This is a genomic window from Armatimonadota bacterium, assembly GCA_013359125.1.
In the GTDB taxonomy this organism is placed as follows: domain Bacteria; phylum Armatimonadota; class Fimbriimonadia; order Fimbriimonadales; family GBS-DC; genus JABWCR01.
On sequence record JABWCR010000004.1, the window covers coordinates 117,047 to 136,437 of the forward strand.

Sequence of the window (19,391 nt, forward strand, 5' to 3'; positions counted from 1 at the left end):
GAATAGTTCGAGCGCTTCGCCTGGCTTCCTGTTCGAGGTAAAATGAGCGCCCATGGCGAGTCGCAACGTACCTAACGAACGACAGAGGGCCAAGAGGAAGCCCAGCCGCGCCCGCCGGGCGATCGGCATCATTGGCTGGCTCTTGGTCGCCGCATGCGGCCTCTGTTTTGGCGGCCTGATCGGATATATAGGCTTTGCCAGCGACGGCGTTGCCATGAGGACGATCTCCGCCATCGTAACGCGCGAAGCGACGCCCGCTCGGGCTTTTCCGGGACGAAACTCGATTACGATACTTGCACTCGGAGCCGATCAAGATCGCGATCGGCGAAAGCGCATCACTAACCGGAGCGCACGGTCGGATACCATCATGGTCGTCAAAGTGGATTTCGATCGTATGCGGGCGGATGCCGTGTCGATTCCTCGCGATACGCTGGTTCGAATCCCTGGGCACGGCTGGGGAAAGGTGAACGCGGCCCATGCATTGGGCGGCGTCGAGTTGGCGGCGAAGACCGTATCCGACCTATTGGGCGAGATTCCGATCGATCATGTAGCGGTGATCGATTATGTCGGCTTTCAGCGTCTGATCGATGCGATCGGCGGAGTCGAGCTCTATGTGGACAAGCGGCTCAAGTATGACGACAACTGGGGCGATCTGCATATCGATCTGCAGCCCGGATTTCAGCATCTCACTGGCGAACAAGCAATGGGATTCGTCCGGTATCGGCACACGGATAGCGATTTTAAGCGCATCGAACGGCAACAGGTCTTTGTGCAGGCTCTTAAAGATAAACTGAAGTCGCCCGGCGTGTGGGTGCGGGCCCCCGATGTGCTGAACAAGGCGTCCAAGATGGTGGCCAGTTCGCTCACTTACGAGCAGTTGTTGGCATTGGCCACATACGTTCGGTCGTTGCCGCAAGATGCAGTGCAGATGAAAACGCTGCCCGTGCGAGATGGACGGGGCACCTATCTGACAGTCGATAAAGAGGAATCAAAGAAGATCCTGAGGGAACTCAGCTTCTGGGAGTCCTACACCTACTCTAAACGATGAGCCGGAAAGGGCTCACCCAGGCCGAGAAAATTGCCATCGGGGTCGGTGCCGTCATCATCCTGGCCATTCTCATCCCGGTCTACCTCACCTTGCTCGACATTCGACATACCAACGCCTGCCAGAACAATCTGGGGCAGATTTCGAAAGCGTTTCAGTATTACGTGCTGGATAACGGCGGATCGTTGCCTTTGGCGCAGTTCGATGGCACGGATGGGCCGGCGCTGGACAGCAAGGGCCGTCCGGTTACTTGGATGCACTCGATCAATGCCTATCTTAGGAAAGATATAGAGCAGGTCGCCGTCTGTCCTGCGGACCCGCTGGGGGGGTCGTGCGTTCTGACGCACCCATCCGATTCGAGCAGAGAGCTGCGATCGTCGTATGGCATGGTGGCGGCGCTCAGCGGTCGAGAAGTCGCTTCCTTGCCGGCAGGAGGATCGGCTCTTATCGTAGAGAGCGTTTCGGGCGGGCAGTGGGGAACTCGCAATCATCGTCCATTGGTTGGCGGCAACGATGGATTCTTGTTGGATTATGCGGAGGATTTCGTCTCTCGCGCAGCGGTATCGAGGATTGACGAAAAAACAGGCTGGGATGAAAACAACATGCGCTCCTTTCATGGGCGGGGCCTCAACATCCTCTATGCCGATGGCCATGTTTCGGCCCAAAAGCCGTCCATTGCCAACCTATCGCGAGACGCAAAGGGCGATCCTTTGCCCCCTTGGGCGCCGCGCTTAAAAGCCGAAGATCGGTAATTTTTTGGCGACCCCTTGACAAGCCATTAAGGTTTGTGGTACAGTCAGCCAAATTAAGTCAATAGGTCAAACGGCTGGATTGACTTACAAGGCATCCAGTCCTGAGATCTAAGGAGGGAACGATGCGTGTAGTAATTGCTGGAATATTGCTCTCAATGGCCGCAGGGCTCTTTGCTCAGACGGCCACCATCACCGGAAAGGTCTCCTTTTCGGGAAAGGCGCCCGCCTCGAAGGCGATCGACATGAAGGCCGATGCCAAATGCGCGGCCATCCATGGAAACAAGCCCGTCAAGCCTGAGGATTTTATCTTAAACCCCAACGGCACGCTCCGATGGTGCTTTGTCTATGTCAAAGACGGTCCGATCCCCAAGGCGGCTCCGTCTAAGGCAACTGTCGTTCTTGACCAGCACGGTTGCACTTACGCTCCAAGGGTATTTGGAGTTGTAACCGGCCAGCCGATCGAGATTAGAAACTCCGACCCGCTGTTGCACAACGTCCACACAGTCTCCAAGGCCAACCCAACCTTCAACATTGCCCAGCCGAACAAGGGCATGAAGCGAGTGCACGTATTTATGAAGCCCGAAACGATGGTGCAATTCAAATGCGACGTGCATCCGTGGATGGGCGCCTATGCCGGCGTTGTGCCGCACGGCTTCTTCGCGGTTACGGGCGCAGATGGCAAGTTTACGATCAAAGGCCTGCCCGCCGGGACCTACACGCTAGAGGTCTGGCACGAAAAGTTGGGCAAGCAGACGATGCAGGTTACGGTCAAGGCTGGCGAGACCAAGACGGCGGACTTCGCTTACAAAAAGTAGCGCCTTAGGAGGTTTGAGATGACTCGGACATCGATAGCGTTTTTGACGAGCACGGCGATCGCCGGACTGCTGATGGTCGGCGTTGCGAGGGACAAGCCTTCGCAGGACGAGCTGATCGCGGAGGGCAAGGCGCTGTACGAGCAGTATTGCCTGACATGCCACGGGGCCGCAGGCGCCGGGGATGGCGAAATGGCCTATTTATCCCACCCGAAACCTCGCGATCTGACCGAAGGCGTTTATAAGGTTCGATCGACTCAGTCGGGCAGCGTGCCCACGGACGACGACCTGTACCGAGTCATCTCGAACGGAATGCCGGGCACGTCGATGCCCGCTTGGAAGGGCGACCTGACCAACCGACAGCGATGGGCCTTAGCCCAGTATGTCAAGAGCCTATCGCCTCGCTTCGCGACGGAAAAGCCGGAGGGCGCGCTCAGAGTGTCCGCAGTCCCCGCCGCAACGGATTCGATGCTGCAACTCGGCAAACGCATCTATGCGGCGCAGGGATGCGGCCAGTGCCACGGCGCAACGGGCAAGGGCGATGGCCCGTCCGCAAGAAACTTGCGCGATGCGAAGGGCTATCCGATCGTGCCTTACGACTTTACGCAGTCGGCGCGATTCAAGGGCGGCAGCGCTCCCAGGGACATCTACCGCACATTTATGACCGGCATGGACGGCACGCCGATGCCCAGTTATGCAGGCACGCTAACGGACAAAGAATCTTGGGCTCTGACCCATTATGTGCTTTCCTTGGTGAGCAAAGAGCCGGCGATCCCAGACTTTGGTCACGAGATTGTTGCAGCAAGAGTATCCCGACTGCCCGACATCGCTGCGCCGATGGATTCAGTCTGGAGCGGCTCTAAGGTCTCAATTATCCCAGTAAGGCCTCTTTGGGATCGGCCTGGGGCCGTGGATCGGGTGCAGGCCAAGGCTCTGCACGATGGAAGAACGCTCCAAATCTATCTGACCTGGAAAGAGCAGAACCCCAGCGACGGATATGCGCGGGTGCAAGAATTTCGAGATGCGGTCGCCGTTCAATTCCCTGTCCGGCAGGCAACCGGCACAAAGGCCTTCTATGGGATGGGCGACGCTCAAAACCCGGTCAATGTTTGGATGTGGCGGGCGGATTGGCAGGCGGATCTTGCAAGATTCAGAGACCTGTTCGCTCTCTATCCGAACATCGCCATCGATTGGTACCCGTTCGTTACCGATCCGACCTTTGTCCCTGCATTGAGAAGAGGCAATCTGAATGCGACGACCCTTCGCCTGACGTCCGTCGAGGATCTCAACGCGACCGGGCCATCCTCTATCACATCCCAGATCGCATCGAAGCAGAACGTTCGCGGCTTCGGAGCCTGGTACGAGGGCGCCTGGCATGTGGTGATTCAGCGCGATCTTCGAACGTCCGACGCTGAGGACGCCCAATTTGCTCCCGGAGCGGAGACGCCCATAGCATTCGGAGTTTGGCAAGGCGCCCAGGGAGACCGGAACGGCCAGAAGTCGATCTCGATCTGGCAAACGCTGCGCTTGGAGCCATAAGATGACTGCGACTGGTACGCGAAGAGACTTCTTGAAACTGCTGATCCCGATGGCAACATCGGCGACGGAACCGGCCGTCTACTACGATCCGGAATTGTTGGAGGCTGTCGTTGGCGAAGCCATGAGACGACAAGGCAGGCTGCCCAAGTCAATGTTGCTCGAGATCGAGCGGCTATATCAGACCATCGAGCCAGAGAACCGAGACAAGGCGTTTCAATCGCTGAATCGCGAGATGTTCGAGAATCAGGGGCATCATGCCTGGCTGCTGGAGCGACTGAGAGCATTTCCAGAAGCCCTTTCAGGCATCGAAGAGAGTTTTGTCCATCGCGCTCGAACGCCGTTCGACGCTGGCGCGGAACTGCGCGACCGAAAGGACGGCGGCAAGGCGCTCTTCATCTGTTTAGAACCGACGGTCTTTGAACAGAGGATAGATGGCTTTGTCAATCACGAGCTTCAGCACATTGAAGACATCCTGAATCCTAACTTTGGGTTCTACAAGCCGCGCCCCTTGGCAGACAGTCCTGCCCGAGAAAGCCTTGTTCGGGATCGACTGAAGGCAGTCTGGGCTGCGAGCGTTGACGGAAGATTGCAGCGCCGCGGGCTGGAGCCTCTGCGCAACGAGGCCGCCAGACGCACCGAGTTCGGCGCGTTCTATCGATCATTGCCCGATGAGGCGCTACAGACAGCGTTCGACAAACTTTGGAGCGAGAATTCGCCAAAGTTTGGCGACCTGTTGGATATGGCGCGGTCGGTTTCTGCGACGCTTGCCTGGGCGGGCATAGAGGATCGTGAGAGTTATTCAGACGATCAGATCGATCCGATTTTGTGCCCGATTTGTCGAATGCCGTCGCCGGAGAAAGAGCTTGATTTAAGCCCGGAGATGATTGTAGAAGCCATGGGCGACGACCCCGAATGGTTGCCCGCCTTTGGCATGTGTTCCCGATGTGCAGAGCATTACCGAGTCAGGACAGGGCAATGGTAACCCTTGCAAGGAGAAACTCATGAAATTTTCACGTCGTCAGTTTTTGAAGACTGCCGGTTTGACAAGCGGCGCGCTGTTGCTGGCAGATAGCACTCTGGGAGGAGGGTTGCGCACGCTTCAGCCTGCTGTCAATGTTCAGAATCCTCTGAAGCATTATCCGGACCGAGGCTGGGAGCAGGTTCTTCGCGATCAGTATCGGTATGACCGAGCGTTTACCTTTGTTTGCGCGCCCAACGATACTCACAACTGTCGGCTTCGGGCGCTGGTGCGGGACGATGTGATCGTGCGCATCGAACAAAACTATGACGCGGGCCACATAGAAGCCCTCGACGGTACCGCGACGACCGCGGCATGGAACCCCAGAGGGTGTTTGAAGGGCTTTACGTTCCATCGGCGCGTCTACAGCCCCTATCGTTTGAAGTACCCGATGATCCGTAAAGGCTGGAAAGAGTGGGCCGACGCCGGATTTCCCGAACTGACGCCAGAGCTAAAGAAGAAGTACAAGTTTGATAGCCGAGGCTCCGATCAGTTGCTCCGAGCCGGTTGGCAAGAAGCGTCGGACTATGTCGCCCGTGCGATGGTCGCGATCTCTACCCGATACAGCGGGGAAGAAGGCGCCGCACGGCTGAAGCAACAGGGCTACGAGCCGGAGATGATCGAGGACATGGGCGGAGCCGGCACGCGCACCATGAAGTTTCGCGGCGGCATGGGGCTGCTGGGCGTTATCGGCAAGTATGGCATGTGGCGCGCCGCCAACATGGTCGCGCTGCTGGATTCCCATGTTAGGAAGGTTTCGCCTGAGCAGGCTAAGGGCGGTCGCAAGTGGTCGAACTACACATGGCACGGCGACCAGGCGCCCGGGATGCCGTTTGTGCACGGGCTACAGGCCTCTGACGTAGACATGAATCAGTTGCGCTTTGCGCGGTTAAGCATCGCTTGCGGCACCAACATCATCGAGAACAAGATGCCCGAAGCGCACTTCTTTACCGAACTGATGGAGCGAGGCGGGCGATTGGTGGTCATCAAGCCCGAATACAGCCCGACGTCTCAGAAGGCCGACTACTGGATACCGATTCGTCCAAACACGGACGCTGCCCTGTTCTTAGGCATTACTCGTCTGATGATGGACAACGGATGGTACGACGAGGCGTTCGTCAAGGGCTTTACCGACTTTCCACTGTTGGTTCGTGCTGACAACTTGAAGCTGCTCCGTGCAAGCGAACTCTTTTCAGATCACAAACCCTTGCTTGCTTCTGACGGCATGTCGATGAAGCGTCAGAACTTGAAGCCCGATCAGTACGAAAAGTTAGGCGATTTTGTAGTTCGGTCGGCAGATGGCTTCAAGGCGATTTCTCGCGACGACGTGGGCGGAACGATGGCGGGACGGGGAATCGATCCGACGCTGGATTGGCAGGGAAAGGCGCGCCTGGCCAACGGTCAGGAGATCGAATGCCTGACGCTTTGGACGGCTTACAAGAGGCATTTGGAGGACTACGGGCTGGATGCGGTCGCGCAGATGACAAGCTCGCCTAAGGAGCTGATCGAGCGACTGGCCAAGGAGATTTGGGACGTTACGCTCGAAGTTCGCGAGCAGGATCCTACTGCGGGCGCCGTAGCCATTCACATTGGCGAGGGGATCAACCATTGGTTTCACGCAACGTTGGCCAATCGAGCCTTCTATCTGCCATTAATGCTGACGGGAAACATCGGCAAGGTCGGGTCGGGGTGCCATACCTGGGCCGGCAACTACAAGGGCGGTTTGTTTCAAGGGTCGCCGTGGACCGGCCCCGGCTTCCCAGGCTTCATTGCCGAAGATCCGTTCAATTTATCGCTCGATCCGGCATCGCACGGCAAAGACGTCAAGGTTCGCAAACTCTTCAAGGACGAAGAGCCTGCTTACTGGAATCATGGCGATCGACCTCTGATCGTAAACACGCCTAAGCACGGTCGAAAGGTGTTTACCGGCAAGACGCACATGCCCACGCCGACCAAGTTCCTTTGGTTCAACAACGTCAACCTGTTCAACAACGCCAAGCACGCGTACGACATGTTCTTCAACGTCAATCCAAACATCGAGTGCATCGTCTGTCAAGACGTTGAAATGAACTCGACCGTGGAGTACTCCGACGTGGTCTTTGCAGCGAACACCTGGGTCGAGTTCGAAGATTACGAAATGACCGCGTCGTGTTCGAACCCGTTTCTTCAGATATGGAACGGCGGCATCCGGCCGATCTACGACACGAAGGACGATCTAACGATCATACGCGGCGTGTTCGAGAGCTTGGCTAAGCTCACGGGCGATAGGCGTTTTGCCGATGCCTACAAGTTCAAGGCGCCGGTCTATATTCAAAGGCTGCTCGATAGCTCGACTACGACGTTCGGATATACCTTTGCCGACATCATGGCTGGCAAATACGGCGAGCCGGGCGTTTGTCTGATGATGTTCAGAACCTATCCAAGGGAGCCGTTTTACGAGCAAGTGTTCGAGAACGAACCGTTCCACACGGCGACCGGACGGTTGCAAGCCTATTGCGACATTCCCGAAGCCATCGAGGCAGGCGAGAACTTTATCGTGCATCGAGAAGGGCCGGAGGCCACGCCCTACCTGCCCAACGTGATCGTCAGTACAAATCCGTATGTACGGCCCGACGACTACGGCATCTCGGCAGAGGCGATGCATTGGGACGAGCGCACCGTGCGCAACATCAAGATGCCTTGGTCGCAGGTGAAGGAAACCACAAACCCGCTCTGGGAGAAGGGCTATCGATTCTATGGCTTGACGCCCAAGGGCAGGCACCGCGTGCACAGCGGCTGGAGCATGGTCGATTGGAACCAGATATGGGAGAGCAACTTCGGCGATGCCTATCGGTTGGATCGACGCTCGCCCGGCGTAGGGGAGACCCAAATGCACATCCACCCGGACGCGGCGAAGGAGATGGGGATCAGCGACGGCGATTATGTTTATGTCGATGCCAACCCGATGGATAGGCCGTACCGAGGCTGGAAGCCGACCGATCCGCAATATCGAGTGGCCAGGCTGATGGTGCGGGCCCGATACAACCCGGCCTTCCCAAAACAGGTCGTGATGATCCGGCACAGCCCTTCGATCGCGACCGAGCGGAGCGTGAAAGCGCACGAAACTCGGCCTGACGGTCGCGCTCAGTCCGTCGATACGGGCTATCAGTCGAATGTGCGCTACGGCGGCCATCAGGCGCTGACCAGAAACTGGCACATGCCGATGCACCAGACCGACACCTTGTTCCACAAGTCCAAGGCCATGGTTGCGTTTATCTTCGGCGGAGAGGCCGACAACCATGCGATCAACACGGTGCCCAAGGAGACGCTGGTCAAGATTACCAAGGCCGAGGACGGCGGACTGGGCGGCAAAGGCGTATGGAAACCGGCCACAACCGGCTTCTCGCCTGGGCGCGAGAGCGAGTTTATGCAGAGATACCTGGCCGGCGAGTTGGTCGAGTAGACCGAGGAGCGAATCATGATAAAGCCGTTTGAAGACGACGATCCGATGGAGTTGAAGGGCGTCGAGGTCGATGCTGAAGAAGAGTGCATGACCGAGATGACGAGGGCGTTTATGGATGAGTTCGTTCGCACAGGATACTCGGACGATGAGATTCTGCGGATGTTCCGATTACCCATCTATCATGGGCCTCACATGGTTCATCGAGCCAAGGGACCCGGCTATGTGAAGGAAATGCTGAACGAGGCGAGAGATCGCTGGCAACCGCTATCGTACGAAGGAGATCGATCATGACACAGGTGCATAATTGGCAGCTTGGACGCGAGATGTCGTATCCGTTTGAGGAGGCTCACCCCGATCGACAATTGGCCGCTGTATTTAATCTCAATCGTTGTATCGGGTGTCAGACCTGCACGATGGCCTGTAAGAGCACATGGACGTTTAGCAAAGGCCAGGAGCAGATGTGGTGGAACAACGTGGAGACCAAGCCATACGGCGGCTATCCGCAATTTTGGGACGTGAAAATTCTGAAGCTTCTTGAGGAAGAGCACGAGAAGCAGGGCGGCCAGATGGCATGGTCCGAAGACGAGGGCGGGCCGTACGGCAAGTACGAAGGGATGACGATCTTCGAAGCAGCGGACAAGCGGTATGGGCCGGAAGGACCCCAGCGCGCGCTTGGCTACCTGCCCGCCGATCACGAATGGACGGCGCCCAACATCTACGAAGACACCACTCCGAACTACGAAGGCGGCGAGTTAGGAATCAGCAAGGAGGGTTCGTCTCTTCCCGAACACAAAGCCTGGTTCTTCTATCTGGCTCGCACCTGCAATCACTGCACCTATCCGGCGTGCGTAGCGGCGTGCCCTCGCAAGGCGATCTACAAGCGCAAGGAAGACGGCATCGTGCTGATCGACCAAGATCGATGCCGCGGCTATCGAAAGTGCGTCGAAGCGTGCCCTTACAAGAAGTCGTACTACCGACCCAATACCCGAACGTCGGAAAAGTGCGTAGGATGCGTGCCATTGACCGAAGGCGCCGACCCGATCGGCGAGGGTCACCCGGTCGAATCGCGCTGCATGACGGCGTGCGTGGGAAAGATACGGCTTCAAAGCCTGGTCAAAATCAACCAAGAGACCGGCGACTGGGCCGATGACCCCGAACATCCGCTTTACTTCTTGGTCAAAAAAGAGAAGATCGCCTTGCCGCTCTACCCGCAGTTTGGGCTGGAGCCCAATCTCTACTACATTCCGCCACGATGGGCGCCGAGGCCTTACCTGCGCCAAATGTTCGGCCCTGGGGTGGACGACGCTATTGCCAAGTACACCGCGCCTTCGCGCGAACTTTTGGCAGTGCTCCAACTCTTCCGCGCGCATCGCTTGATGATCTTCAAATACGGAATCAAAAAGGGCGAGAAGCTTTATGAGACCAAGATGCCGGATGGTCGAACGGTCGAAGTGTTTAACGACACCGTGATCGGCTATGGCCAGGACGGGCGCAAGATCGTCGAAACGCCGGTGGTCGAGCCGATCCACAAGCGGACGCCCGATCGCCTAAACACAATTTAGGAGGCTGAATATGACTTCAAACGCGCAGTTGGTCGACGAGGCGCTAGGGCTGGCCGTTCTGTATCGCCTGTTGGCGTCGATGGCGCTTTATCCGGAACCTGCCAGCGTCGCTCGGTTGCGAGATGCCGATACCAAGTTGATGGTTTCCGAGGCGCTGAAAGCGATAGAGGCGGACGAACGGCTTGAACTGGAGATCTCGCGGATGTTGACAACTGCCGCGGGAATCTCGCCGATGCAGTGGCAAAGCGAGTACATATCGGTCTTCGGTCATGCAGCCAGCAAGGACTGCTCTCCCTATGCCAGCGACTACGGAGTTGGCAGCGTGTTTCAACAGGCGCAGAAGTTGGCCGATCTTAGCGCCTTTTATTCAGCGTTTGGGCTACAGACGCAACGCGAAGAACGAGCGGACCATATCGCGGTCGAATTAGAGTTCATGGGCTATCTCTGCCATCGCAAGGCGGTCTGCATCGCAGAAACGAAATCGGACGAAGATGCCGCGCAACTGGAAGCGGCGAGAGAAGCGTTCTTGCGTCAATTCTTGGCGCCGTGGGCTTTCAGCTTTTGCGGCCTGGTGGCAAAGACGGCCGAAGCGGTCGAAAGCCAATTGTTCTTGAGTTGGAGCGGGGCTGTGGAGAGTTTGCTGGCTATGGATCGCGACCGATTGGGGATAAACGCTACCGAATCGGTCGTAAATCTACAGCCCTTGCCCCCTTGGCAACCGTGCTCTACCGATTAGTCTAGCGGCCCGATCAGACGAAACTTTCCGACATCAGCCTTCCTCTGTTGCTACATCCGGCGAAATGGCTGCATACTATTCTTCGGTCAAGCGACCAAATAGAAAATCACTGGAGGCTGTAGAGATGAGCAGAAAATTTGGAGTGGTAATGAAGCTGATGGTGGCGGGGGCTTTGGCCGTTGCCGCGCTGTCCTCGTTCGCGCAGGGCGATATCCGCTGTTGCACCTATAGCGTCAGGCACAACTTTAGGATCTGTCTGCCGCAGTGCCCAGTCGTCGGGGTGGAGTGGAACTGGCACGCGCAGGCATCGGCCTGGAATCCGTTAACGACCAATATCAACAGCGGCACAGCCATATATCCCGTGCCCAGCATGGACACGAAGTGCGCTACCGCGTTCACAGCGCAGGATTGTTCGTTCGCAACCGCCTGCGCGGCTTTCCAAGTTGATCCGATCCCCGGCACCCCCTGCATTAAGGGCTACCATCAGGCTTATGGTCGCGCTTGTGTCCGTTGCCGTCAGTTTGGCGCGGCTGCCAATTCGGCGTCGCACATCAAGATCCTTTGCGGCGCTCCCAATGCGACCGGAGCGATCTCGTGGCAGCCTGTGCTTGAAGATCGCGTGGGCGGCGGATGCGAGGTTGTGAATCACGACCCGATTTACATGAAGTACGAAGGCATCGATGGATATTTGGAAGACCGGCTTTTCGATTTGCGCGCAAGCGGGTTTAGCTGGGAAACCCAGGATTTGGACGGAGACGGTTGGGGCGATGTGGCCAATCTCGTCCCGACGCGAGGCTCTGGGATCATTAACGTCTTTGTGGGCGGCCAGACGATGACAGGGCACCACGGCCAACTGCAGTTGGCTTATGAAGACGGCATGGTTACTAGCCTTGTGAAGACCGGGCTGTTCGAACCGTTGCCGATTCCTGGCGTAGGCCATCCCATTCCCGACGCGATCGAGGTACCGGCTTCGTTCGAGCTGCCGTTCGAGACTCCGCGAGGCATGCGCCTTCAGAGTATCGAGATCGGAGGGGACGGCAGAGGCGGCTGGTCCCCAGTAACGGGCGACGTCAATGGCGACGGCTGCGTGGACGACATCGACCTGGCGCGAGTTCTCCGGATGTTCGGTCAGAGCGGCGAACTGGCAGAAGACGTGAACGACGACGGCACAGTCGATGACGCGGACCTGGCCATCGTTCTCGAGAACTTTGGCATGGGTTGCTAATTAGGTAGCAAAAGCGCCCCGACCGAATGACCGGTCGGGGCGCTTTTTTTTTTGCAATCGCTGATCTACTTTCGTCGCTTGCGGAGCAAGGCAAGACCGCCCAACGCAAGCACAGCCATCGAAGAAGGCTCTGGCACGACGGTTACGTTGTCGATAAGCCCAAAGAGCAAGTGCCGAGCGTTCGGATCGGTCGACGAAGTGGCATTGATGTCGAACTGGCCGAAGAAGATGTTGTCGCCGCCAAAGGAAGGATTGGTTACGGTGGCGATCAGTAGTCCGTCTATCTGCCAGGTAACCGTGTTTCCCAGCTTCTCGATTCTCCATCGGTGCCAGGCCATGCCGAACGTCCCGACCGCGGTGTTACCGGTCTGCTGTGGAAAGAGCGTCAGTTGGGCAGCTGGGGCAGGCACATTCCCAAATCCAGCGTAATAAGCATGAGTGTTGTTAACCGCGGCCGCGGTGTTGCCGGCTGCATAGACGCCAGTAGCCGGAGCGATCGGGGCGCCCGGGCCATTGTAGGCTCTCACATCGGTGGCCGAACCGCCATCGCCTGTGCCGCCAAATCCGAGGCCTGTATAGGTCGAACCAGGAAACTGCACCTGGTTGGTCGGAGCGCCAATTCCGGCCTGCGTAACCTGAGTGGAACCGCTGCCGCCGCCGGGGAACGGGCCGTTAAAGTTCTGCCAGCAATCAAAGGTCAGGACGTAATCGCCGGTGAAGCTTTCGCCGAGCGGCGATACGCTCATGCCGCTGAAGAGGCCGGTGCCTGGCGTGTTGGCCTCCATCTTCAAACCGCGAGTGCCCGTTCCGCTCGGCGCCTGCGGAATGCCAACGGTCGAGTAATCGAAGAAGAAGTTGGCAAAGCTGCCGGTGTGCGATTGGTTGAACTGCCAATTGGCCGTCGTGTCGGTCTCAAAGTCGTTGGAGTAAAGCTGAGCGGATGCGCTCGTGATCAGCAAGACGGTTGCCGCGCCTGCCGCCAAAATGTGAGCGGTTTTCATTGGATCTCCTTTCGTCGTAAGATTTGATTCAAATCTCGAAGCGTGTTCCTAAATCATACATTACCATCGAATGCTTCCGGCCTGGCAATATTGCTTGATTCGATACCGACCAAATGCTGGCCAACTTTAACGCTCAGCGTCGAAGCGGGCCCATAGGGCCAAAAAATGTGTTAAACTGTTGCATATCTGTGGGAGGAGGTATCTCGATGTTTACAAGAGTGTCGGTGGTGGCGATCGTCGGTCTAGTCATCAGCCTTGCAAGCGCGCAGAACAGCACGTTCAACTTTCAGGCTAATCTACAGAAGTTTGGGCTCCCTGCTAATGGATCGTTCGAGATGGCGTTCCATGTCTACAGCGTTGCCACAGGCGGTGTCGCGCTACAGAGCTTTCCAACGACGGGGACCCTCTCGATCAATGTTACCAACGGACGGCTGGATGTGGAGCTTACCTACTCGACGGCCGTATTTAGCGGCCCAGATCGATTCTTAGAGATCGTAGTCGACGGAACGGTATTGTCGCCGCGAGTGAAGCTTAATCCAACGCCTTACTCGATCTTCAGTCAGAACACGAGGGGCGTTGTTGTCGATGCCAGCAATCGCGTGGGCATAGGCCAAACGGCGCCCGCCAATCGATTGCATTTGGGCGGTGGCAGCGATGCGTCTCTTACAGGCGGCGGATTCTTACAGATCGGCAACACGGGACTCACTAACGTCGTCTTCGACGATAACGAGATCATGGGGCGCAACAACGGCGCGGCCGGATTTCTGCATCTCAACAACGACGGCGGCACCTTGGTCTTGACAGGCGGAAGCGCAGGCTTTGTAGGCGTCGGTACGCCGAACCCTCAAGCCAAGTTGCACGTAAAAAGCAATGCGGACGTCTTGAACTTGGAAGGCAGCGACCATTGTTACATCCAGTTCTATCCCGATAGCTTTGGCGCAGGTCGAAAGGGGTGGCTCGGATATCCGACCGCCACGAGCAATGTACTAACCTTGGCAAACGAAATCGGTGGTACGAGCGTAGCCCTTGCGTCGAACGGCGGCGTCGGCATCTTTACCAGCACGCCGAACCGGCGGCTGACCGTATGGGACACCTTGAGCGTCGAGGCAAGCCCAGGGTTCATTCCGTTCGTAGGCGTCGTCCGACCGGGAAACGTGGCCTACGAAGCCTTCATGTACGTCGATACCAATGGCGAGGGCGTCGTCGCTGCCGATCGCAAGAGCTTCCGAGAGATCAATCCAGACGATCCTGAAACCGACATCTGGTACGTCTCGATAGAAGGCCCCGAAGCCGCTATGTATGTGCGTGGGACGGCCTGTTTGGTGAACGGTCGCGCGGTCATCGACTTGCCGCAACACTTTCGATCGTTAGCGTCCGAAAATGGGATGACCGTGCAATTGACTCCGCTCTCGATGGACTCTAAAGGCTTGGCCGTCGTTCAAAAGAGCCTCAATGGAGTTGTCGTAGGCGAACTCGGCAACGGTCAAGGCAACTATGACTTTGACTGGGAAGTAAAGGCCGTGCGCCGGAAGCACGAGAACTACGAACCAGTCAAACGATGGGACGAGTATATGCCTGCCGACGCTAAGCGCGAAATCGAGTGGGAGGAGAGACTAAGGAAAGTCAAGAATAGGCAATAAGAGACAAGGGCTCTGTGGCTAAAAGCAGGCTATACTCTGGATAGCTCTTAAGGGCTATACAGGAGGTTTATCGCTATGCGTTGCACGCTCGTTGCGCTGTTCGCGGTTATCGTCGTTTGCGCTGCTTTCTCCCAACCCTTCACTTATCAAGGCTCGTTGCGCGATGCTGGATTGCCAGCTTCAGGCGAGTACTCGATGACCTTTCGGCTCTTTGGCTCGCTAGCCGGGGCAGACCAGATCGGCGGCAATATTGTTCAGAACGTCTCGATCGCCGCAGGATTGTTTACAGCCGTACTCGACTTTGGCACGACAGCATTCAATGGGTCCGACCGGTGGCTAGAAGTTCAAGTGGGCGCTCAAGTCCTGTCGCCGCGCATTAAACTGAACGCTGTGCCCTATGCAGCGTATGCGCACAAACCGTGGGTGAAATCGGGTACTGCGGTTCATTATTCGGATGGGAACGTCGGGATTGGCACGTCTACGCCCGGTTTTCCGTTGACCTTTGCCAATCAACTGGGCGCCAAAATCTCGCTCTACGGCCAAAGCGGAAATAGTTACGGCTTTGGCGTTCAAAGCGCTCTTCTCCAGATTCACACGAACGTGCAGGCAGCCGACATTGCGTTCGGGTACGGGTCGAGCGAAGCCTTTACTGAGAGAATGCGCGTGAAAGGCAATGGCAACGTAGGCATTGGCACATCTACGCCGGTTTACAAGTTTGATGTTCTGGGCGGTGGCGGGGTTGCACGATTCAGCGACGGTACGAGGGATCTCGTTTCTTGGCTAGGCAGTTCTGAAGGCGCAGACGGAGCGTTCTTTGGAACGACTACCGCGCACTCTTTAATTCTTCAGAGCTCCAATACTGCCAGAGTAACGGTACTGCCGAATGGCGACGTTGGAATCGGCACAACGACCCCGATGGCCAAACTCGACTTGAGAGGTCCCGCCATTATCCAAGAGAGAATCGATGTGGTTGACGAGACTCTCTCTACTAAAGTCATTTTGGGCGCGCCAGGCGGCGTCGGCAGGATCAATACTTATAACGCAAATGGAATTCACATGAACTACATTAGCACGAACGGCGCTACCAACTTCCCCTTGATGGGCGTTTTGAACTCAGCTCAGACTGTCGTTGCGGGTGGAATATTGCGAGACAATGTGAGCGGCACCGTCGTGTTTGCGAACGTCAAAAACTTTGTCGAGCCCAATCAGAACGACCCGACAACCGACATTTGGTATGCGAGTCTGGAAGGTCCCGAAGCGGCCATGTACGTCCGTGGCAAGGGCCGGCTGGTCAATGGCGAGACAACGATTGTTCTTCCTGACCACTTTCTATCTATGATGTCGTCCGATACCTCGACCGTCCACTTGACGCCTCACTCGAGGAGTTCCAAGGGCCTTGGCTGTGAAATTGGTCCCAACGGCATCACGGTATTCGAACTGGCCGGCGGCAAAGGTGCATACGAGTTCTCGTGGACGGTAACTTCCGTTCGCAAGGGATTTGAGAACTATCGCGTCCTTCGACCATGGGACGAGATCGCGCCCGTAGAGACCGATCGCGAAAAGGCCTGGCAGGCTCGGCTGAAGGAGTTGGAGGAGAAAACAGACCGTAACTAAGGCTCAACTTCGGCGTCCATTATCACATGAGGCAGACTTGGGTCGCAATCGCGATTGCATTGTCGTCATGCGCCTTCGCGGATGGTTTGACTTGGCATGAAGGCATGCCCAAGGCGATACAGATCGCGAAGGCCGAAAACAAACCGATCTTGGCTTTAGACCTCTTCGGCCGTTGGGACGATGAGTTCTGCTGAACGAACGCGCGCACACTGAGAGCCGTGCTGTTCTCAAACCCAGAAGTTCAAGAGTTTCTCGAAAAAAACTTCGTGCTGACATGGAACGAGGTTCGCCCAGTGCCCAAGGTCGAGATCGATTTTGGAGACGGCAAGAAGCTAACGCGCACCTTGATGGGCAACACCGTGATCTATGTCTGCCGTCCGGACGGTACGGTGGTCGACGCATTGCCCGGCATCTACACCCCGCATGATTTTCTCAAAGAGATCAAGGTTTCTTTAGCTGCGCTTGCCGTCAGCGATGAGAATCTGGCCGACCACCACAAAGGGCTTGTGGAAGCGGATGTAACCAAGGAGAGAGCGCGGGTTTCCATGTCAAAGGCGCGCGTGGAGAGTCCGCTTTTGGCCGCGCTCGGCGTTCCACAGTACGAAAGTCCGGATGGCGAATCTAAGCCAATGGCGCTGGATGTCAGCAAGATTCCTAAGAGCCGGGCAGAGATGGAAGCGATGGGAAGCGCCGAGCAGGTCGTCGCCAAGGATTCCTCCAACAACGTGCGCTACGTAAGGCCGATCGTGCACTTCATCTTAAGCCGGCAAAATGCGGCGCAGAAGCCAGAGCAGCTGCGCGAGACGATCTTTGCTCAGGCGCTCGGCTTCGACATCAAAGACCCCTACCTAGGGCTAGCGTCCTTGCTGTTGCCCGGCACGCCTGGCGGTCGAACGAACTAACAGCCCAAGCCAAAGTTCTCAAGCACGATGGCCAGATCTTGGTCGTCTACGATGCCGTCTTCGTTGACATCGGCAAAGGGATTGACGCCTCCGAACGCTTCTAAGACCAGCGCTAAGTCCTGGTCGTCCACGCAGCCATCGCTGTTCGTATCGCCGTCTGGCACGATTGGGAAGAAGTGGAAGCTGTCGTACCCAATGTTGCAGTCGGGGAAAACGTTATTGCCATCGCTCTCCGTAATCTCGATGCGCTTGATATTCTCCGTTGCCGACACGATGCCCCAGAAGTCGGCGGCTCCGGGAGCGCCGCCTCCGCCCCCAGCGTTGTGCACGGGTATAGCGCCGTTGAACAATTGTGAGCCGGTGGACGAGACAACTCGGATCGTGGATCCGCTCACGCCATCGGCGGATTGCGAAAGATGGTCGAATCCAAACGCTCGCACTGGGTTTCGGAACTCGATAGTCATGCTGTCGTGCTCGATCGGCGGATTCGAGCCCGGCCCAAGCTCCAGACCTCCTGGCGAAACGACCATCTCGCCAGAAGTCGGGAACAGCCTATTCGTGCTCGCGTCCCGAACGCCAGAAAAGCCGCCGGGCGTAAAGGTGTCGTTGCCTCGAACGACGTGCAAGAGCGCCGCCACCGCGATGAATCGCACCCCTTTGTACGACAAGCCTGACAAGTCTACGCCATGCAGGGTCTCAAAGTCGATGGTCATAGGCGGATTGCCCGCCGCAGCCATGAAGCCCGCTTTGTTCTGCGGAAACGTCTGAATTTGCGCCAATGCGCTCAAGGCAAATGTCGCTATTGCTAAAGTCGCGGAAATCTTCACCGGTTCCTCCTGAATGGGCGAAGCATAAACCCATTGTCTATTTTGCTACATCCACGCGCCGCCTACATTCACTATATTGTACAGTCGGTTTTGCCGAAGTTCGCGACCGCCGCATCTGAACTGAGATACAATTAGACGAATAGAGCCGAGATAAGTCTTTGAGACGGCATCTGGAGGCCAGACAATGTTGCGATTTTTGAGGCTCGCAGTCGTGTTGCACTTTAGCCTGTGCTTTGCAGGCGCGGTTCTTGCTCAGGGCCTGCCGCCCATCGTTTGGGAAGGATTCCAGTCCCAAGACATCAATGCGATCGCTTTCTCGCCCGACGGCGCCCTCTTGGCTACCGCCAGTGCGGACAGAACCGCACATCTGTGGCGAGTGGAGGACGGCACAACTCTGCACAACCTCAGCGGACATTCGGGCGAAGTTCGCTCCGTCGCCTTCTCGCCGGACGGCCAACTGCTGGCCACCTCGGCCGATGACAACACCGTCCGAATCTGGCGCGTCTCGGACGGAAGTCTCAGTAGGATGTTTACGCAGCACAACGCGGGAGTCGCCTGTGTAACGTTCTCGCCCAATGGTGTTCATTTGGCCTCGGGCGACTATAGCGGCCGGGTCATCGTTTGGAACGTCTCCGACGGTTCGATCGTTCGATCGATATCGAACCTCGACATCGTCGTACAGCTTGCCTTTACCTTGTCTGGCGGCGAGCTCGTAGTCGCGTCGAGCCAGTGGGACGGTTTCAACGCCTATGGCAGGTTGCGATGGATCGCAACGGAGACGGGCGCCATTGTTCGGACGATCGCTGCCGGTTCCCCTATCACTTCTCTGGCCGTCTCGCCAGACGGACTTGCGTTGGCAACCATCCATGGCGCGTGCTTCGACTGTCTGCGAGGCGAAATCAAGATGTGGCGAGCCACCGACGGTCAACGGATCCGTATGTCCGTTAAGCGTCCGGACACGATCGGCGGACCTTTTGAGCCGTGGCTTCAAGACACGACGGAAACGCAAGCAGAGTTTGTCGCAGCGTCCGGCCACGTTTATGCGTTCTATAGTCTTGCTCGGGACAATGCCGGCAACCGCCAACTCTTGCCGGGAGACCCCAGAGCCGACGTAAACCGCGATGGCTGCGTGGACGACGTTGACTTGGCGATCGTGCTGGGGGACTTTGGCCAGGCCGGAAACCGCGACGCGGACGTTAACCTGGACGGCATAGTGGACGACACCGACCTCGCCATCGTGCTAATAAACTTCGGCAGCGGATGCTGAGCGGATACA

Annotated in this window: 16 protein-coding genes; 14 read left to right on the top strand and 2 right to left on the bottom strand. The window is 57.1% G+C overall.

Annotated features, from left to right (window positions below):
- Nucleotides 1-52: 52 nt before the first annotated feature.
- From HUU60_03575 to HUU60_03620, 10 genes are all read left to right on the top strand, one after another.
- Complete coding sequence (locus HUU60_03575) at nt 53-1,048, top strand: LCP family protein (GenBank protein NUL81788.1); 996 nt, start codon at nt 53-55, stop codon at nt 1,046-1,048.
- Complete coding sequence (locus HUU60_03580; GenBank protein ID NUL81789.1) at nt 1,045-1,797, top strand: hypothetical protein; 753 nt, start codon at nt 1,045-1,047, stop codon at nt 1,795-1,797. Before HUU60_03575 ends, HUU60_03580 begins: the two co-directional genes overlap by 4 nt.
- Nucleotides 1,798-1,919: 122 nt before the next feature.
- Nucleotides 1,920-2,612, top strand: coding sequence for a carboxypeptidase regulatory-like domain-containing protein (locus HUU60_03585; GenBank protein NUL81790.1), 693 nt, complete (start codon nt 1,920-1,922; stop codon nt 2,610-2,612).
- An 18-nt stretch (nt 2,613-2,630) separates the two neighbouring features.
- Nucleotides 2,631-4,148, top strand: coding sequence for a c-type cytochrome (locus HUU60_03590; protein ID NUL81791.1), 1,518 nt, complete (start codon nt 2,631-2,633; stop codon nt 4,146-4,148).
- A gap of 31 nt (nt 4,149-4,179) precedes the next feature.
- Complete coding sequence (locus HUU60_03595) at nt 4,180-5,130, top strand: hypothetical protein (protein NUL81792.1); 951 nt, start codon at nt 4,180-4,182, stop codon at nt 5,128-5,130.
- A 19-nt stretch (nt 5,131-5,149) separates the two neighbouring features.
- Nucleotides 5,150-8,608 carry a molybdopterin-dependent oxidoreductase gene (locus HUU60_03600; GenBank protein ID NUL81793.1) on the top strand — a complete coding sequence of 1,153 codons (3,459 nt, stop codon included), beginning with the start codon at nt 5,150-5,152 and terminating at the stop codon, nt 8,606-8,608.
- Between the two features lie 15 nt (nt 8,609-8,623).
- A complete protein-coding gene (locus HUU60_03605) occupies nt 8,624-8,899 on the top strand; it encodes a hypothetical protein (protein ID NUL81794.1) in 276 nt (91 codons plus the stop codon).
- Entirely contained in the window at nt 8,896-10,170 is a 1,275-nt protein-coding gene (locus HUU60_03610; GenBank protein NUL81795.1) for a 4Fe-4S dicluster domain-containing protein, read from the top strand. Before HUU60_03605 ends, HUU60_03610 begins: the two co-directional genes overlap by 4 nt.
- A 10-nt stretch (nt 10,171-10,180) precedes the next feature.
- Complete coding sequence (locus HUU60_03615) at nt 10,181-10,906, top strand: molecular chaperone TorD family protein (GenBank protein ID NUL81796.1); 726 nt, start codon at nt 10,181-10,183, stop codon at nt 10,904-10,906.
- A gap of 124 nt (nt 10,907-11,030) precedes the next feature.
- Complete coding sequence (locus HUU60_03620; protein NUL81797.1) at nt 11,031-12,131, top strand: hypothetical protein; 1,101 nt, start codon at nt 11,031-11,033, stop codon at nt 12,129-12,131.
- A 65-nt stretch (nt 12,132-12,196) separates the two neighbouring features.
- Here HUU60_03620 and HUU60_03625 read toward each other — a convergent pair whose 3' ends face one another.
- On the bottom strand, nt 12,197-13,132 hold the full coding sequence (locus HUU60_03625) for a PEP-CTERM sorting domain-containing protein (GenBank protein ID NUL81798.1): 936 nt from the start codon (nt 13,130-13,132) through the stop codon (nt 12,197-12,199).
- A 206-nt stretch (nt 13,133-13,338) separates the two neighbouring features.
- Here HUU60_03625 and HUU60_03630 point away from each other — a divergent pair, with 206 nt between their 5' ends.
- From HUU60_03630 to HUU60_03640, 3 genes are all read left to right on the top strand, one after another.
- On the top strand, nt 13,339-14,772 hold the full coding sequence (locus tag HUU60_03630) for a hypothetical protein (GenBank protein ID NUL81799.1): 1,434 nt from the start codon (nt 13,339-13,341) through the stop codon (nt 14,770-14,772).
- 75 nt (nt 14,773-14,847) lie between these two features.
- On the top strand, nt 14,848-16,386 hold the full coding sequence (locus tag HUU60_03635; protein NUL81800.1) for a hypothetical protein: 1,539 nt from the start codon (nt 14,848-14,850) through the stop codon (nt 16,384-16,386).
- A 218-nt stretch (nt 16,387-16,604) separates the two neighbouring features.
- Nucleotides 16,605-17,288 carry a hypothetical protein gene (locus HUU60_03640; protein ID NUL81801.1) on the top strand — a complete coding sequence of 228 codons (684 nt, stop codon included), beginning with the start codon at nt 16,605-16,607 and terminating at the stop codon, nt 17,286-17,288.
- On the opposite strand, the gene HUU60_03645 is transcribed toward HUU60_03640, so the two are convergent.
- The gene (locus tag HUU60_03645) at nt 17,285-18,115 is read right to left on the bottom strand and encodes a hypothetical protein (protein ID NUL81802.1); all 831 of its coding nucleotides are present in this window, start codon (nt 18,113-18,115) and stop codon (nt 17,285-17,287) included. The genes HUU60_03640 and HUU60_03645 overlap by 4 nt on opposite strands.
- Nucleotides 18,116-18,299: 184 nt before the next feature.
- Between HUU60_03645 and HUU60_03650 the strand changes: the two genes are divergently transcribed.
- Nucleotides 18,300-19,382 (top strand): hypothetical protein, encoded by a 1,083-nt coding sequence (locus HUU60_03650; GenBank protein NUL81803.1) that lies wholly within the window; start codon nt 18,300-18,302, stop codon nt 19,380-19,382.
- The last annotated feature ends 9 nt before the right edge of the window (nt 19,383-19,391 follow it).

Bases quoted from the DNA above. Each gene is read 5' to 3' on its own strand.
- HUU60_03575 (NUL81788.1), top strand. From the start codon at position 53: ATGGCGAGTCGCAACGTACCTAACGAACGACAGAGGGCCAAGAGGAAG.
- HUU60_03580 (NUL81789.1), top strand. From the start codon at position 1,045: ATGAGCCGGAAAGGGCTCACCCAGGCCGAGAAAATTGCCATCGGGGTC.
- HUU60_03585 (NUL81790.1), top strand. From the start codon at position 1,920: ATGCGTGTAGTAATTGCTGGAATATTGCTCTCAATGGCCGCAGGGCTC.
- HUU60_03590 (NUL81791.1), top strand. From the start codon at position 2,631: ATGACTCGGACATCGATAGCGTTTTTGACGAGCACGGCGATCGCCGGA.
- HUU60_03600 (NUL81793.1), top strand. From the start codon at position 5,150: ATGAAATTTTCACGTCGTCAGTTTTTGAAGACTGCCGGTTTGACAAGC.
- HUU60_03605 (NUL81794.1), top strand. From the start codon at position 8,624: ATGATAAAGCCGTTTGAAGACGACGATCCGATGGAGTTGAAGGGCGTC.
- HUU60_03610 (NUL81795.1), top strand. From the start codon at position 8,896: ATGACACAGGTGCATAATTGGCAGCTTGGACGCGAGATGTCGTATCCG.
- HUU60_03615 (NUL81796.1), top strand. From the start codon at position 10,181: ATGACTTCAAACGCGCAGTTGGTCGACGAGGCGCTAGGGCTGGCCGTT.
- HUU60_03620 (NUL81797.1), top strand. From the start codon at position 11,031: ATGAGCAGAAAATTTGGAGTGGTAATGAAGCTGATGGTGGCGGGGGCT.
- HUU60_03625 (NUL81798.1), bottom strand. From the start codon at position 13,132: ATGAAAACCGCTCACATTTTGGCGGCAGGCGCGGCAACCGTCTTGCTG.
- HUU60_03630 (NUL81799.1), top strand. From the start codon at position 13,339: ATGTTTACAAGAGTGTCGGTGGTGGCGATCGTCGGTCTAGTCATCAGC.
- HUU60_03635 (NUL81800.1), top strand. From the start codon at position 14,848: ATGCGTTGCACGCTCGTTGCGCTGTTCGCGGTTATCGTCGTTTGCGCT.
- HUU60_03650 (NUL81803.1), top strand. From the start codon at position 18,300: ATGTTGCGATTTTTGAGGCTCGCAGTCGTGTTGCACTTTAGCCTGTGC.